This window comes from Mesorhizobium sp. M1B.F.Ca.ET.045.04.1.1, assembly GCF_003952465.1.
Taxonomy (GTDB): domain Bacteria; phylum Pseudomonadota; class Alphaproteobacteria; order Rhizobiales; family Rhizobiaceae; genus Mesorhizobium; species Mesorhizobium shonense.
In genome coordinates this window covers 78,740-94,635 of record NZ_CP034448.1, presented here as the reverse complement: position 1 = coordinate 94,635, position 15,896 = coordinate 78,740, and the positions used below count along the sequence as shown (strand labels likewise).

General features: G+C 63.6%; 13 protein-coding genes. 12 read left to right on the top strand and 1 reads right to left on the bottom strand.

The genetic code is table 11. From position 1 onward, the window contains the following. Positions 1 to 155 precede the first annotated feature (155 nt). The 8 genes from EJ071_RS00410 (at position 156) to EJ071_RS00375 (ending at position 9,097) form a co-directional block, all read left to right on the top strand. Positions 156 to 674: a prepilin peptidase gene (locus EJ071_RS00410; RefSeq protein ID WP_126096304.1), complete on the top strand. Its 519-nt coding sequence runs from the start codon at positions 156 to 158 to the stop codon at positions 672 to 674. Positions 675 to 972: 298 nt separating this feature from the next. Then, the gene (gene cpaB / locus EJ071_RS00405) at positions 973 to 1,785 is read left to right on the top strand and encodes a Flp pilus assembly protein CpaB (protein ID WP_126096303.1); all 813 of its coding nucleotides are present in this window, start codon (positions 973 to 975) and stop codon (positions 1,783 to 1,785) included. Continuing rightward, on the top strand, positions 1,782 to 3,323 hold the full coding sequence (locus tag EJ071_RS00400) for a type II and III secretion system protein family protein (protein WP_126096302.1): 1,542 nt from the start codon (positions 1,782 to 1,784) through the stop codon (positions 3,321 to 3,323). The genes cpaB and EJ071_RS00400 overlap by 4 nt, the downstream gene beginning before the upstream one ends. 14 nt (positions 3,324 to 3,337) lie before the next feature. Beyond that, entirely contained in the window at positions 3,338 to 4,078 is a 741-nt protein-coding gene (locus EJ071_RS00395; protein ID WP_126096301.1) for a CpaD family pilus assembly protein, read from the top strand. A gap of 30 nt (positions 4,079 to 4,108) precedes the next feature. Next, the gene (locus tag EJ071_RS00390) at positions 4,109 to 5,392 is read left to right on the top strand and encodes a CpaE family protein (RefSeq protein WP_189521515.1); all 1,284 of its coding nucleotides are present in this window, start codon (positions 4,109 to 4,111) and stop codon (positions 5,390 to 5,392) included. Positions 5,393 to 5,422: 30 nt separating this feature from the next. After that, complete coding sequence (locus EJ071_RS00385) at positions 5,423 to 6,922, top strand: CpaF family protein (RefSeq protein WP_126096299.1); 1,500 nt, start codon at positions 5,423 to 5,425, stop codon at positions 6,920 to 6,922. A 131-nt stretch (positions 6,923 to 7,053) separates the two neighbouring features. Then, positions 7,054 to 8,067 (top strand): type II secretion system F family protein, encoded by a 1,014-nt coding sequence (locus EJ071_RS00380; RefSeq protein WP_126096298.1) that lies wholly within the window; start codon positions 7,054 to 7,056, stop codon positions 8,065 to 8,067. A 13-nt stretch (positions 8,068 to 8,080) separates the two neighbouring features. After that, the gene (locus EJ071_RS00375; protein WP_126096297.1) at positions 8,081 to 9,097 is read left to right on the top strand and encodes a type II secretion system F family protein; all 1,017 of its coding nucleotides are present in this window, start codon (positions 8,081 to 8,083) and stop codon (positions 9,095 to 9,097) included. A 199-nt stretch (positions 9,098 to 9,296) separates the two neighbouring features. On the opposite strand, the gene EJ071_RS00370 is transcribed toward EJ071_RS00375, so the two are convergent. Beyond that, positions 9,297 to 10,124 (bottom strand): tetratricopeptide repeat protein, encoded by an 828-nt coding sequence (locus tag EJ071_RS00370; RefSeq protein ID WP_126096296.1) that lies wholly within the window; start codon positions 10,122 to 10,124, stop codon positions 9,297 to 9,299. Positions 10,125 to 10,247: 123 nt separating this feature from the next. Between EJ071_RS00370 and EJ071_RS00365 the strand changes: the two genes are divergently transcribed. The 4 genes from EJ071_RS00365 to EJ071_RS00345 all read left to right on the top strand — a co-directional run bounded on the left by EJ071_RS00365 (position 10,248) and on the right by EJ071_RS00345 (position 15,894). Continuing rightward, on the top strand, positions 10,248 to 11,612 hold the full coding sequence (locus EJ071_RS00365) for a leucyl aminopeptidase family protein (protein WP_126096295.1): 1,365 nt from the start codon (positions 10,248 to 10,250) through the stop codon (positions 11,610 to 11,612). Between the two features lie 242 nt (positions 11,613 to 11,854). After that, positions 11,855 to 12,205, top strand: a complete 351-nt coding sequence (locus EJ071_RS00355) for a MarR family winged helix-turn-helix transcriptional regulator (protein ID WP_126096294.1) — start codon at positions 11,855 to 11,857, stop codon at positions 12,203 to 12,205. Between the two features lie 29 nt (positions 12,206 to 12,234). Continuing rightward, positions 12,235 to 13,095, top strand: a complete 861-nt coding sequence (locus tag EJ071_RS00350; protein ID WP_189521390.1) for an NlpC/P60 family protein — start codon at positions 12,235 to 12,237, stop codon at positions 13,093 to 13,095. A 264-nt stretch (positions 13,096 to 13,359) separates the two neighbouring features. Beyond that, complete coding sequence (locus EJ071_RS00345; RefSeq protein WP_126096292.1) at positions 13,360 to 15,894, top strand: ligase-associated DNA damage response DEXH box helicase; 2,535 nt, start codon at positions 13,360 to 13,362, stop codon at positions 15,892 to 15,894. Positions 15,895 to 15,896 lie beyond the last annotated feature (2 nt).

Genomic DNA, 15,896 nt, shown 5'->3' with positions numbered 1-15,896 from the left:
GTTCTCGACGAGAAGGGCCGCCTCCAGGCGGCCCTTGTTCGTTGCAGCATCTGGTCACCTATACCGCGCGATTTTGATCGCTCGGCACTCACCGACCGTTAATGCCATATGCCTGGACTGGGCATGTTAATTTTCCCACGGCGCTGTGTTGTCTCATGCTTGAAGCCGTAATCTTCGTCGTCTTTCCTTTCTGCATGTTGTTTGCAGCGATCTCGGACATCTTGTCGATGACGATCGCCAACCGCGTACCGGTGCTGCTCTTGGCGACATTCGCCCTGGTGGCTCCGTTGACCGGGATGGATTGGGCGACCTATGGCGGGCATTTCGCGGCCGGTGGCCTGGTGCTGGCAGTGACGTTCGGCCTGTTCGCGCTCGGCGGTATGGGCGGCGGCGATGCCAAGCTTCTGGCGGCGACCGCGGTATGGATGGGGCTCAACATCAGTCTGGTCGGCTATCTGGTGACCTCGACATTGATCGGCGGCATGCTGACGATTGCCATTCTGGCCTACCGGAAATCGCCATTTGCGATCTACACAGGCCACAATCGTTTTCTGCGCCATTTCGCCGACGAGAGCGTAGGCATTCCCTATGGCGTCGCGCTTGGTCTCGGCGGGATCGTCACCTTTCCGGATTCTCCGCTGATGGTCTGGGCACTGGACAGGCTCACCGCCTAAAGCGCATCGCGATCTTTCAGATTCGCTCCATGCGCTTTAGGTTTTTGATTTCAATCATGTCTTTGTCCCGAAACCGGTTCCCACTTTCGGGAGACATGCTTTAACTCGTTTTCCTAACCAGGGCATTTCTCGAGGCGGCGTGGCCGCCTTTTTCGTTAACGGCGAGCGGTTCCATCCAATTTGAGTAAACCTTAAATTAATCACGATCGTAAGCATTGCATTAACCTTGTTTTGACGATTGCAACTGCAAAGTCCGACCTGGCGAGGTGGTTTGCCTTGAGGCGAAGGGTTCGGACGAATGCCAGCATCCCGACTGATTATTCTGGGCGTGGCTGTGGCCGCGGCGGGTGGCGCGGGTTATGTCGCGAAGAACATGGTGGCGGTACCGCCGCCCCAGGTGGTCGTCGACGCCCCCAAGCAGCCGGCGATCGCGCTGCAGGATGTGCTGGTGCTTTCCGGCGATGTCGCCATGGGCAGCCAGCTCGGCGACAACATCGGCTGGGAGCGGTGGCCGGCCAGCGGCGTCAACGCCAATTTCATCACCCGTGCCGCCGAACCGGATGCGGTCGAAAAGCTCAAGGGCTCGGTGGCGCGTGTGGCCATGTATACCGGCGAGCCGTTGCGGCGCTCCAAGCTGGTCGGCGAGGGGCAGAGCTTCATGTCGTCGATCCTGCCGTCCGGCATGCGCGCCGTGGCGACCGCCATATCGGCCGACACATCGGCAGGCGGCTTCATTCTGCCCAATGATTTCGTCGACGTCATCATGACCCGGCGCGGCGATACCGGTAACGGCGGCAGCGGCTTCAACACCGAGACCATCCTCAAGAACATCCGCGTTCTGGCCATCGACCAGACCATCCAGGAAGACGAGGAAGGCAAGAAGACCAGGGTCGGCCAGACCGCGACGCTGGAGCTGACGCCGCAGCAGGCGGAGATCATCACTGTGGCGCAGCAGATGGCGGACCGCCTGACACTGGCGCTGCGTCCGATCGTGGACGCGAATGAGAAGAGCCTGGGCGAGGCCGACTATCTGGTGAACGGCAATGGCCGGCGCGGCACGGTGCGGCTGATCAAGTCGGGCGAAGTTTCCGAAGTGGGAGCAAGGAAATGAAGCTAAACGGCAAACTGCCAGTCATGGCGGCGGCGGCAATCGGCCTGTTCCTCCTCGGCGCCAATGCGTCCGGCCTCGTCGAGGCCAAGGCCGCGAACAGGGCGACAGGCGTGACGGCCTCGGTCGCCACGCAGCGCGTCAAGCTCGGTCTCAACAAATCGGTGGTCATCGATCTGCCGAGCGACGCCTACGACATCCTCGTCGCCAATCCGGCGGTCGCCGACGCGGTGACGCGCACGGCGCGGCGCATCTATCTGTTCGGCAAGGCGGTCGGTGAAACCAACATCTTCGTCTTCGGTCCCAACGGCGAGCAGATCGCCAGCCTCGACCTTGCGGTCGAACGCGACGTCGCCGGACTGGAAGATTATCTCAAGCGCTTCCTTCCGTCCTCTGACATCAAGGTCGAGTTGCTGAACGACAACGTGATCCTGACCGGTATGGTGGACACGCCGCTCGACGCCAAGCGCGCCGTCGACCTGGCGACCATCTTCGTCTCGGGCGGTGAAGCCACGACCGGCCAATATTCGCAGACGGCCGCCGGCGGATCGGCCAATGGCGGCGTCGACATCAACAATCCCGACCAGGAGCGCCGGGTCTCCAAGATCGTCAATTTGCTGCAGATCGTCGGCGACGATCAGGTGACGCTGAAGGTGACGGTGGCCGAAGTCAGCCGCTCGGTGATGAAGCAGCTTGGCGTCAACATGATCGGCAGCGGCAGCGCCAACGGCATTTCCTTCAGCACGGCAAGTTCTCCCGCCTTCGGGTTGGGCAAGCCGATTTCGCAGTCAACCGGCTTGTTGGTGGGAGACACCGTCGGTAACGGCATCCAGACCTACATCAATGCCATGGAGCAAAGCGGCGTCATGAAGACGCTGGCGGAGCCGACCCTCACCGCCGTTTCCGGCGAGAAGGCGACGTTCAAGGTGGGCGGCGAATACAATCTGGTCAGCGGACGCTCGAGCAACGTGTCGACTGACAACCAGACCGGCCTGACCACATATAGTTTCGACAAACTCGAGTACGGCATTGGCCTCGAGTTCCAGCCGGTCGTGCTGTCGGCCGGGCGCATAAGCCTCAAGGTCAGAACCGCCGTTTCGGAGCCGACTACCGAGGGTTCGGCGACTATCGAAGGCGGCGGCACCACGCCTGGCATGACGATTTTGTCGCTTCGCAAGAGACTGGCCGATACCACCGTCGAATTGCCTTCGGGCGGATCGATGATGATTGCCGGCCTCGTCCGCGACGACGTTCGCCAGGCTGTTTCAGGACTGCCCGGCCTGGCCAAGATCCCTGTGCTTGGCGCGCTGTTCCGTAGCAGGGACTTCGTGCGCAACGAGAGCGAGCTCGTCATCATCATCACGCCTTACCTGGCAAGGCCGGTGGCGCGCAACGAACTGGCCAAGCCCGACGACAATTTCAATCCGCCGAGCGACGGCGCCGGCATGTTCCTTGGCCGCGTCAACCGCGTCTACGGCACCATGCAGACCGACAGGCCACCCGGCCGTTATCACGGCGTGGTCGGCTTCATCTACAAGTGAGCGGGAAAGCGGACATGTCTCAGTCAGCATATAAGGCCATCACGATCGCTACGACAGGATCGGGCCGGGAGCGCATCCGCCGGTCTGTCGTCCCGGCCCTGGCGATCGCGCTTGCGGCGTCGCTCGCCGGCTGCGCCAACTGGCACAGCGACAGCGTGACGGTCGGCGCCATCCCGGACGACTACCGCACAAATCATCCCATCGTCATCGCCGAGAAGAACCAGAAGATCGACCTTCCTGTCGGCGCCGGCGATCGCGGCATGACTGGCGCGCAACGCGACTCACTGCTCGGTTTTCTCGATAACTACGACAGGAGCGCCGCGCCGACGTTGACGATCGCGACCCCGGTCGGGTCCGCCAACCAGCTTGCCGCTCGGGCGGCCAGCCGCGACTTTGCCCGGCTTGCCATGGCCGCCGGTGTGAAGCGCAACCGGATCGTCATGACGTCCTATCAGTCTGCCGTGCCGGAGGCCTCGGCGCCGGTGCGCGTCGCCTTTGTCGCGGTGAGGGCCCAGACCGACAGATGCGGGCGTTGGCCGGACGACCTCGCGGAGACGTCGGAGAACAAGCATTACGCCGACTTCGGCTGTTCCTACCAGAACAACCTTGCAGCTCAGATGGCCAACCCCAACGATCTGATCGGGCCGCGCAAGCAGTCCGATATCGATGCCGAGAACCGCGGCGCGGTGATCGATGTCTATCGTGCCCGAGGCATTTCGGACGAGTTCCTCGGCAATTCGGAAGTGACGTACTGAGCCGCGCCGGATGACGGAAAGAGCATGACGATGAGCAATCTTGCCTACGACACGCCCGCGGATACCGGCGATCTCTCGCAACAGGACATCGCCGCCATGCAGGCGCTGCGCCCGGTGCCGCGCATTTCCATCCAGGCCTTCTGCGAGACCGAGGGCGTCGCCAGCCCCATCGGGCGTGCCGGCGAGGATCGCCGCATGGCCAAGGCCCATCTCAAGGTCCATATGGGCGGCATCGCCACCGCGATCGAATTCTACCAGTCGGCGCCGACACCCAACCTGATCCTGCTCGAATCGCGCAGCGAGCCGAAACAGCTGCTCGAACAGCTTACTCAGCTCGCCGAATATTGTGATCCGTCCTCGAAGGTCGTGGTCATCGGCCATTACAACGATGTCGGCCTCTATCGGGAGCTCATCCGTTCCGGCATTTCCGAATATGTCATCGCGCCGGTTTCGATGACCGACATCGTCAGCGTCGTGTCGTCGATCTTCGTCGATCCCGAGTCCGATCCGATCGGCCGCTCCATTGCCTTCATCGGCGCCAAGGGCGGCGTCGGCTCCTCGACGATCGCCCACAACGTCGCCTGGGCGATGTCGTCATTGTTCAAGTCTGAAGTCGTTGTTGCCGATCTCGATCTCGCCTTCGGCACCGCCAACATCAACTTCGACCAGGACCCCGCGCAGGGCATCGCCGAGGCGGTGTTTTCACCCGAGCGCGTCGACGAGGTCTATCTCGACCGGCTGCTCGCTCAGTGCGCCGAGCATCTGTCCCTGCTGGCGGCACCCTCCACGCTCGAGCGCGTCTACGATTTCGATCCGGACGCCTTCTCCCAGGTCATCGAAACGGCGCAGCGCAGCGCGCCTTTGCTCGTGCTCGACGTCCCTCACGTCTGGAGCGGCTGGACCAAGAGCACGCTGATCAAGGCCGATGAGATCGTCATCACGGCCACGCCCGAACTCGCCAATCTGCGCAACACCAAGAATATGGTGGACATGCTGAAGCGGCTGCGTCCGAACGACCCGCCGCCGAAGCTGATCATCAATCAGGCAGGCGTTCCGAAACGGCCGGAGATCGCGGCGTCGGATTTTTCCGAACCGCTCGGCATCACCCCCATGGCGGTAATCAATTTCGAGCCGCTGCTGTTCGGCAACGCGGCCAACAATGGCCGCATGCTTGGCGAGATGGACGCCAAGAGCCCGGTCGTCGGCACGATCAACGAAATCGCGCATGTGCTGACCGGGCGCAGCGAAATCAAGGTGAAGAAGAAGGCAGGTCTGGGCTCCATCCTCGGCAAGCTTTCGCGCAACAAGAAGTGACGCTCGCAAAGCGGCATCGGGTAATCGATCATGTTTGGTAAAAGAGGCAAAGACGACGGCAGCCGGGCAGCTCCCGAATTCCGTCCGCCGGCACCTCCTCCCGCCGCTCCCGCTCCGGCCGGGACGATGGCTCCCGATCGGCCGGCCGCGTCGGCGCCGAGCACGCCTGCTGCGCCCCCCGTTCGCCGCCCGATCGAGGCGCCGCCGATGGCGCCCGAGCCGCCGAGAAGGGTCCAGCGCGAGCGCAGCGAGACGTATTACGACACCAAGAGCCAGGTGTTCTCCGCGCTGATCGACACGATCGACCTGTCGCAGCTCGCCAAGCTCGATCCGGAAAGTGCGCGCGAGGAAATCCGCGACATCGTCAACGACATCATCGCGATCAAGAACTTCGCGATGTCGATCTCCGAGCAGGAAGAGCTGCTCGAGGACATCTGCAACGACGTGCTTGGCTATGGGCCGCTGGAGCCGCTGCTGGCGCGCGACGACATCGCCGACATCATGGTCAATGGCTCCAAGAACGTCTACATCGAGGTCAACGGCAAGGTCGAGCCGACCAGCATCCGTTTCCGCGACAACCAGCAGCTCCTCAACATCTGCCAGCGCATCGTCAGCCAGGTCGGTCGCCGCGTCGACGAATCGAGCCCGATCTGCGACGCGCGTCTTCCCGACGGCTCGCGCGTCAACGTCATTGCGCCGCCGCTCTCCCTCGATGGCACCGCGCTCACCATCCGCAAGTTCAAGAAGGACAAGCTGACGCTCGACCAGCTGGTCAAGTTCGGCGCTATCTCGCCGCAAGGCGCGGAGATCCTCAAGATCATCGGCCGCGTCCGTTGCAACGTCGTCATCTCGGGCGGTACCGGTTCGGGCAAGACGACGCTGCTCAACTGTCTGACCAACTACATCGATCGCGAGGAGCGGGTCATCACCTGCGAGGATTCGGCCGAGCTGCAGCTGCAGCAGCCGCACGTGGTCCGTCTCGAAACCAGGCCGCCCAATCTCGAAGGCGAGGGCGAGGTGACCATGCGCGACCTCGTCAAGAACTGCCTGCGCATGCGGCCCGAACGGATCATCGTCGGCGAGGTGCGCGGTCCGGAAGTGTTCGACCTTCTGCAGGCGATGAACACCGGCCATGACGGTTCGATGGGAACGATCCACTCCAACAGCCCGCGCGAATGCCTGAACCGTATTGAATCGATGATCGCCATGGGCGGTTATTCGCTGCCGCAGAGAACGGTGCGCGAGATCGTCGTCGGCTCGGTCGACGTCATCATCCAGGCGGCGCGTCTGCGCGATGGCTCACGCCGCATCACCCACATCACCGAGGTGATCGGCATGGAAGGCGATGTCATCATCACCCAGGATCTCGTCCTCTACAACATCAAGGGCGAAGACTCGAGCGGCCGTCTGATCGGCGAGCATGTCTCCACCGGCATCGGCCGGCCGCATTTCTGGGATCGTGCCCGCTACTACGGGGAGGAGCAGCGTCTGGCCAATGCGCTCGAGGCCATGGAGAAACGCGCTGACTGATGCATCTGGAGGTCTGAAGCAATTCCAGGAAAAGTGTGAAGCAGTTTTCCGTCCGGAATTGCGTCTAAACAAAGAAATAGGGCGGTTCGCCGTTTCTTTGAAGCGGCGAACCGCCCTGGGGATCCCGGTCGATGTTCGGAATTGACACCACGGTTCTGGCTTTCGTCGTGCTTGCGGGCTTAAGCGCCGGCGCAGTGGCCTATGCTTTCCTGTTCAAGCGCATCGATAACGAAAAGCAGGCCGGCAAGCGGCTTGAGACGATCAAGGCGGCCGAGACCGACCGGTCGGTGGTGAAGGCTTCGCGCGACCGGGCCGCGGAAGTGGTCCGGCGGCGCAAAAACCTCCAGGATTCGCTCAAGCAGCTCGATGAAAAGCAGAAATCCAACGACCGCAATATCAAGAAGCCGCCTCTGAAGGCCCAGATCCGCCAGGCCGGCATGACGGTTTCCATCGAGCGTTTCTACCTCTACTCCGTGATCTGCGGGATCGTGCTTACCTTTCTCGTCTATCTCGCCGGTGCGCCATTGCTGGTCCTGCCTGGCGCTCTCTTGGCGGGCGCCTTCGGCCTGCCGCGCTGGTTCGTGTCGTTCCGCCGCGCGCGCCGGGTGAAGGCTTTCCTGGAGGAATTCCCGAACGCGCTCGACATCATCGTGCGCGCGGTCAAGTCCGGCCTGCCGTTGAACGATGCGATCCGCCTGATCGCCAATGAATCTCCCGAACCCGTTCGGGCCGAATTCCGCCGCATCGTCGATTCCCAGCAGATGGGTCTGTCGATCCCGGATGCCACGCTGCGCATGTCCGAGACCATGCCATGCAGCGAGGCGGGCTTCTTCGGCATCGTCATCCAGATCCAGTCGCAGGCCGGCGGCAATCTCTCCGAGGCGCTGGGCAATCTTTCGCGCGTGCTTCGCGATCGCAAGAAGATGAAGGCCAAGGTGCAGGCGCTGTCGATGGAAGCGAAGGCATCCGCCGTCATTATCGGCGCCTTGCCGTTCGTCGTCGCCTTCCTCGTCTATCTTTCAAGCCCGAACTATATCATGCCGCTATTCACGACCAGCGTCGGCAATCTGATCCTCGGCTGCTCCGGCGTCTGGATGTCGATCGGCATCCTGGTGATGCGCAAGATGATGAATTTCGAAGTGTAGGGACGCGGACCCAATGACAGACCAGGTCGTCAAGACGCTAACCGATCCTTCCTTTCTTATCGCGCTCCTGGTCGGCATCGCGGTTTTTGCGACCGTCTTCACGCTCATGCCGGCACTTGGCGGCAATCAGCTCAAGGCGCGCATGAAAAGCGTGGCGCTCGAACGTGACGAGCTGCGTTCAAAGCAGCGTGCGCGCCTCGCCAGCGAAGCCGACCGCCGCCGCAAGGGCCTGCGCGAGGAGCAGTCGATCGGCATGCGCAACATTGTCGAACGACTGGACCTCAAGCGCGCGCTTGCCGACGAAGGCACGCTGCAGAAGCTCAAAGTGGCGGGCTTCCGCGGCCAGAATCCACTGACGCGCTTCCTGTTCTTTCGCCTGGTCCTGCCCTTCATCGGTTTCGCGCTGGCGGCGATCTACGTGTTCCTTCTCGGCGGTCTGCCGCAGCAACCTGCCTTCATCAAGCTGTTCGTCTGCGTTCTGGTCGCCTATGCCGGCTTCTATGCGCCGATCCTCTATGTCAACAACCGCGCGACCAAGCGCAAGCAGTCGATCCAATTGGCATGGCCTGACGCGCTCGACCTGATGCTGATCTGCGTCGAATCCGGCATGTCGGTGGAAGCAGCGCTTCGCAAGGTCGCCGACGAGATCGGCGCCCAGTCCGTGGCCCTCGCCGAGGAATTCGTGCTCACCAATGCCGAACTCTCCTATCTGCAGGACCGCAAGGTCGCCTATGAGAACCTGGCAAGCCGCACCGGCCTGGATTCGGTGAAGGCGGTAACCCAGGCCCTGGTCCAGGCGGAGCGCTACGGCACGCCGGTGGCGCATGCGTTGCGCGTGCTGGCCTCGGAAAGCCGCGACATGCGCATGAACGCGGCCGAGAAGAAGGCCGCGGCACTTCCGCCGAAGCTCACCGTGCCGATGATCCTGTTCTTCCTGCCGGTTCTGTTCGCCATCATTCTGGGGCCGGCCGGCATCCAGGTCAGCCAGCGCGGCATCTTCGGCGACCAGCACAATTCCAGCAGCGAGTAGGCGAAGCTGTCTAAAGCATGTCTCCCGAAAGTGGGACCGGTTTCGGGACAAAGACATGCGTAAAATCAAAAAAAAAACCTAAAGCGCATGGAGCGAATCTGAAAGATCGCGACGCGCTTTAGGTCACGACAAAGCCGCGTGGCGGATGCCGCGCGGCTTTCCTTGTCCGGCAGAGATGGATTGCCGCGCAGCCGCGCGGTCAGTTGGTCGCGACCTTCGCCTTGTCCTTGTCCTGATCCTTGAGCTGGCTCCAGGCGTTCTGCTGGGCAAGCATTTGCCGCAGATAAGCGATGTTGGCTCGCGCCTGCTCCGGCGAAAGCTCCTGCGAGGCAATCTTTTCGGCCTCGTCGAAGCGGCCCTGCAGGCCCACGACCAGCGCAAGGTTCTGCCGCACGCGGCTGTCGGCGTTCGGTTGCTGCACGGCCGAACGCATATAGGTCTCGGCCGTGCGCAGGTCGCCCTCCAGCACATAGGACATGCCGAGATTGGAGAGGATCGAAGCTTCGTTCGGCTTGAGCTCGAGCGCCTTTCGATAGTCCTGACGAGCCTCGTCCCGTTGCCCCATCTGGTCGAGGATCGCGGCTTCCGCCGACACCAGGCGCCAATCCGGATATTCCGGGGTCTGGGCGCGGCGCACGGCATCGAGCGCCTGCTCGAACTGCCCGTTGGCGGCCAGCGCCTTGCCGTAGGCGGCGAGCACGTCACGGTCCTTGGGGTAGGCGATTGCGAGCTTGCGCATCACGGCCAGCGACTGGTCGGCGTCGCCATCCATCTGCAGCGCCGCGGCGAAATTTGTGGCGATGCGTTTGTCGTTCGGGTTCCTGGCATAGGAATCGCCAAGCCTTGTCGTTGCGCTGTGCAATTCGCCAGCCGACATCGTCTCCAGCGGCCTGCTGTCGGAGCGGGAGATGGAGCCGGTGGTGAATTTGCTGGTGCTGCCGCAGCCCGCCATGCTGGCCGCCAGCGCTGCCACGAATGCCGCGGTGATCAGACGCTTGTTTTTGACGTTCGGCGCTGCGATCGGCATCGGAACCTGGTCTCCGTTCCTGTGCGGCCCTTGGTTGGCCGTCTTCCCTCCCGCAGAAATATTCTGTTAACCCTAACGGACCGTTAAGAAGCCGACTCGCCGTGCCCACCTGGAGACCATCGAATGCCTGTCGAACTCATTGACCAGAAGCCGGAATCCGCCTTGCCAGTTTATCTCGTGGGAAGAGACGGCCTCGACGGCACTGATCTTCCGCCTTCCGCCGTCGCCTGGGCACGGGCCAACGGCTTTTCCGGCGAGGCGGGCCGCACGCTCGTTCTGCCGGGCGAGGATGGCGCGCTCGCCGGCGCGCTGTTCGGCATCGGCGACGGCGAGAGCCAGCTTGCCGTCGGCGCCCTGGCGAGATCGCTGCCAGAGGGCGAATGGCATTTTGCCCAGGATTTGCCCGCGCCGGATCTTGCGGCGCTGGCGCTCGTCCTCGGCGGCTATGTTTTTGCCCGCTACGGCAGGAAACCCGGTAAGACGCTGCGCTTCGCACTGCCGTCCGGTGCTGACGGCACGCATCTGCGTCGCATCGCCGAGGGTATTTTCCTGACGCGCGACCTCGTCAACACGCCGACCAGCGACATGGGCCCCGCCGAATTGGAAGAGGCAGCACGGACGCTCGCGGCGGTCCGCGGCGCCGACATCTCCGTGATCCATGGCGACGACCTGCTGGCGCGGAATTTCCCGATGATCCATGCCGTTGGCCGCGCCTCGACCGGCGCGCCGCGGCTTATCGACATGACCTGGGGGCCGGGCGATGCGCCGAAGGTGACGCTGGTCGGCAAGGGCGTCTGCTTCGACACCGGCGGCCTCGACATCAAGCCTTCGTCGGGCATGCTGTTGATGAAGAAAGACATGGGCGGCGCCGCAAACGTGCTCGGTCTCGCCTCCGTCATCATGGCGGCGAAACTGAATGTCCGGCTGCGCGTGCTGATCCCAGCGGTCGAGAATTCGATTGCCGGCAACGCCTTCCGGCCGGGGGACGTGCTGAGGAGCCGCAAGGGCATCACGGTCGAGATCGGCAACACGGACGCCGAAGGCCGGCTGGTCCTGGCCGACGCGCTGGCGCTCGCCGACGAGGAAAGGCCGGCCCTGCTGATCGACATGGCGACGCTGACCGGAGCCGCGCGTGTCGCGCTCGGCCCCGACCTGCCGCCCTTCTACACCGGCGACGAGCCGCTGGCGGCCGACCTGGCTGCGGCTTCGCTCGCCGTAGAGGATCCGCTGTGGCGCATGCCCTTGTGGCGCCCATACGATGCAAAACTGTCCTCGAAGATCGCCGACATCAACAACGTCACCACGGACGGCTTTGCCGGATCGATCACCGCGGCTCTGTTCCTCAAGCGCTTCGTCGAGAAAACGCCCGGCTGGGCGCATTTCGACATTTTTGCGTGGAACCCGAATGATCGTCCGCACGGCCTGACGGGCGGCGAGGCGCAAGGCATTCGCGCGCTGGAGCGAATCATTTCGATGCGGTTCGGATAGAGCAATTCCAGGAAAAGTGCGCAGCGGTTTTCCGTCCGGAATTGCGTCAGGCAAGACAGCAATTCCAGGAAAAGTGCGCAGCGGTTTTCCGTCCATAATTGCGTCAGACAAAGACAGCAATTCCAGGAAAAGTGCGCAGCGGTTTTCCGTCCGTAATTGCGTAAAACAAATACTCGGCGAGAACCCGGCAAAACGCGGTGGACTGAAACGGAAGCGAAACAATTTGCCGTCATGCTTACGGCATGTCGATCTCGATGCGCCCGGGCCAGGCCTTGCGACTGTGGCAGCAGGTGTTGCTGTCGCAGGTGCGCGATGGCGCGCCCGATCTCACCATGCGCCAGACGGCGATCCTGCTCACCATCTATCTCGATCCGCCGCCGCACACGGTGCGCGGGCTGGCCGCCAGGCTCAACGTCACCAAGCCGGTCATCACCAGGGCGCTCGACACGATGGGCGCGCTGAAGCTGGTCTCGCGCCACCGCGACGAGCTCGACAAGCGCAACGTGCTCATCCGGCGCACGGTCGAAGGCGCGCTCTTTGTCGAGCGCTTCGGCGATGGTATCGTTGCCCGGGCGCATGAGCTGCCCATCTGACCGATTGCCAAACTGACTGGATTGCCGATTTGACTGCCAGGGATGCCCGCCTTCACGCCTTCCGTTCCGATCTCGCCGATGCCAGGCTGAAGGGCGAAGTCGCCGCCGACCGCTTCGTTGCCGGCCGGCCGGCGCGGATCACGGCAGCCGTCGCCGACCTGCGCAAGGCGCCGCGCCCCAATGCCGGCGTCAACACCCAGGCGCTGTTCGGCGACGACGTGCTTGTCTTCGAGGACGCGGAAGGCTGGGCCTGGGTGCAGGCCGAGCGCGACGGCTATGTCGGCTATGTCGCCGACAATGTTCTTGGGGCTCGCGAGCATGCGCCGACCCACATCGTCTCCGTGCCACGCACCTTCCTCTATCCGGGGCCCGACTTGCGCTTTCCGATCAGCGGACAATTGTCGATGGGCTCGGCGGTGACGGTGACGGGCGCCGCCGAAACGCGCGGCACGCACTACGCGCTGCTGCCGTCTGGCCAGGCGATCATCGCCCGCCATCTGCAGCCGGTCGCGGAACTGGCCGACGACTATGTCACGGTGGCCGAGAGCTTCCTCGGCACGCCCTATCTCTGGGGCGGCGTCTCCGGCTTCGGCATCGACTGCTCCGGCCTCGTGCAGCTTGCGATGCGCATGGCCGGCAAGGATGCGCTACGCGATGCCGACATGCAGGCGGCATCGATCGGCACGCCGCTCGAGCCGGGCCCTGGCTTTTCCGGGCTCCAGCGCGGCGACCTCGTCTTCTGGAAAGGCCACGTCGCGATCATGACCGACGCGAAAGACATGATCCACGCCAACGGCCACACCATGCTGGTCTCGCGGGAAGGGCTGAAGGAGGCGGTCGAACGCATCGGCTATCTCTATGGCGGACCGACGGGTTTCAGGAGGCCATAGCGCCTCTACCTCTCCCCTTGTGGGAGAGGTCGGATTGCCCCGATTTGCCCTTCGCAAATCGGCTGGCAATCCGGGTGAGGGGTAGCGGCGCCAAGCTGGAACACCCCTCATCCGTCTCGGCGCTGCGCGCCGATCCACCGCCCGGGGGTGAGCCACGGGTCTCGCCCCGTTCTTCGGACCCTACAAGCGGAGAAGGGGAAGAACGATCCCCTTTTGTTCCGATTTTTCTTGGCGGGTGCTCGCCGTCGCGCTACCTCTTCACGCGTGACAGAGCAGCCGCGCCTTGCCGAACAGAATGCCGCCGTTCTCCTGCCCGAGCCATTCGTCAGATGGTTCGGAGCAAAAGGCTGGTCGCCGCGCGTCCACCAGCTCGAGCTGCTGGCGGAGGCTCAAAGCGGACAATCGGTGCTGCTGATCGCGCCGACCGGCGCCGGAAAGACGCTGGCCGGCTTCCTGCCTTCGCTGACTGAACTAGCCAGCCGGCCGCGCCGCAAACCCGGCCAGGCGCATCGCGGCATCCACACGCTCTACATCTCGCCGCTCAAGGCGCTGGCCGTCGACATCGAGCGCAATCTCGGCAAGCCGGTCGAGGAGATCGGCCTGCCGGTCACCATCGAGACCCGCACCGGCGACACGCCTTCGCACAAGCGCCAGCGGCAGAAGCTGGTGCCGCCCGATATCCTGCTCACCACGCCCGAGCAGCTCGCCCTGCTGATCGCATCAAGCGATGCCAAGCGCTTCTTCGAGGATCTGCGCTATGTCGTGCTCGACGAACTGCACTCGCTCGTCACCTCGAAGCGCGGGCATTTGCTGGCGCTCGGCCTGGCGCGATTGCGCAGCTTCGTTCCCAAGCTGCAGACCATCGGTTTGTCGGCAACCGTCGCCGAGCCGGACGAATTGCGGCGCTGGCTGGTTGCGCAGAATCCGCCCAAAAAAGCAAAGAACCCCGACATGGCCGGGCTGATCACGGTCGCCGGCGGCGCCAAGCCCGACATCTCCATCCTCGACTCGCGCGAGCGGGTGCCATGGTCGGGACATTCGGCCCGCTACGCCATTCCCGAAATCTACGAGGCGATAAAGCAGCACCGTACGACGCTTCTCTTCGTCAACACGCGCAGCCAGGCGGAACTGCTGTTTCAGGAGCTTTGGCGGGCGAACGAGGATTCTTTGCCGATCGCGCTGCATCACGGTTCGCTCGACGTCGGCCAGCGCCGGCGCGTCGAGAAGGCGATGGCCGACAATGCATTGCGCGCCATCGTCGCCACCTCCACGCTCGATCTCGGCATCGACTGGGGCGACGTCGACCTGGTCGTGCATGTCGGCGCGCCGAAAGGCGCCAGCCGCCTGGCGCAGCGCATCGGCCGCGCCAACCACCGCATGGACGAGCCGTCGAAGGCGATCCTGATCCCGGCCAACCGCTTCGAGGTGCTGGAATGCCGCGCCGCGCTCGACGCCAACTATCTCGGCGCGCAGGACACGCCGCCGCTGGTCAAGGGCGCGCTCGACGTACTCGCCCAGCATGTGCTGGGCGTCGCCTGCGGCGGACCGTTCGATGCCGACCTTCTGTTCGAGGAGGTGCGCGGCGCCGCTCCTTACGCGGCGCTTGAACGCGAGACTTTCGACCGCGTCGTCGATTTCGTCGCCACCGGCGGCTATGCGCTCAAGAACTACGAGCGCTATGCCCGCATCCGCCGGAACAAGGACGGGCTGTGGCGCGTCTCGCATCCGAGCGTCGCGCAGCAATACCGGCTGAATGTCGGCACCATCGTCGAGATGCCGGAGCTCAATATCCGCTATGTCCGGCAGGGCCGCGGCATGGCCGGCCGCGGTGGGCCGGTGCTCGGCAAGATCGAGGAGTATTTCGCCGAGACCCTACGTCCGGGCGACAATTTCCTCTTCGCCGGCAAGGTGCTGCGCTTCGAAGGCATCCGCGAGAACGAATGCGTCGTCTCCAACGGCGCCGGCGCCAACATCATCGTGCCGTCCTATGCCGGCGGCAAATTCCCGCTATCGACCTACCTCGCCGAGCAGGTGCGCGGCATGCTGGCCGACAGCGACCGCTGGCAGGTCTTGCCCGAGCAAGTGGCCGACTGGCTGCGACTGCAGAAGGAAAAGTCGGTGCTGCCGAAGCGCGGCGACCTCCTGCTCGAGACCTTTCCGCGCGGCAACCGCCATTACATGGTCGCCTATCCCTTCGAGGGGCGGCTGGCGCACCAGACACTTGGCATGCTGCTCACGCGCCGGCTGGAGCGCGCGCATGCCAGGCCGCTCGGCTTCGTCGCCACCGACTATTCGCTCGCGGTATGGGCGCTGGACGATATGGCGGCACTTTTCAAGGCAAAGAAGCCGTCGCTGGCCGCACTTTTCGACGAGGACATGCTGGGCGACGATCTGGAAGCCTGGCTGAACGACAGCTGGATGCTGAAGCGCACCTTCCGCACCTGCGCGGTCATCGCCGGGCTGATCGAGAAGCGCTATCCCGGCCAGGAAAAGAGCGGCCGCCAGGTGACGGTCTCGGCGGACCTGATCTATGACGTGCTGCGCAGCCATGAACCTGACCATATTTTGCTGCAGGCGACACGCACCGACGCCTCGGCCGGATTGCTCGATGTCAGCAGACTTGGCGAGATGCTCTCGCGTGTGCGCGGTCGAATCGTGCATAAGCATCTCGACCAGATCTCGCCGCTGGCGGTGCCGGTGATGCTGGAGATCGGCAAGGAATCGGTCAATGGCGGCGCCAACGACACGCTCTTGATGGAAGCCGCCGACCTGGTCGAAGAGGCGATGGGCCGAGGGTAGCG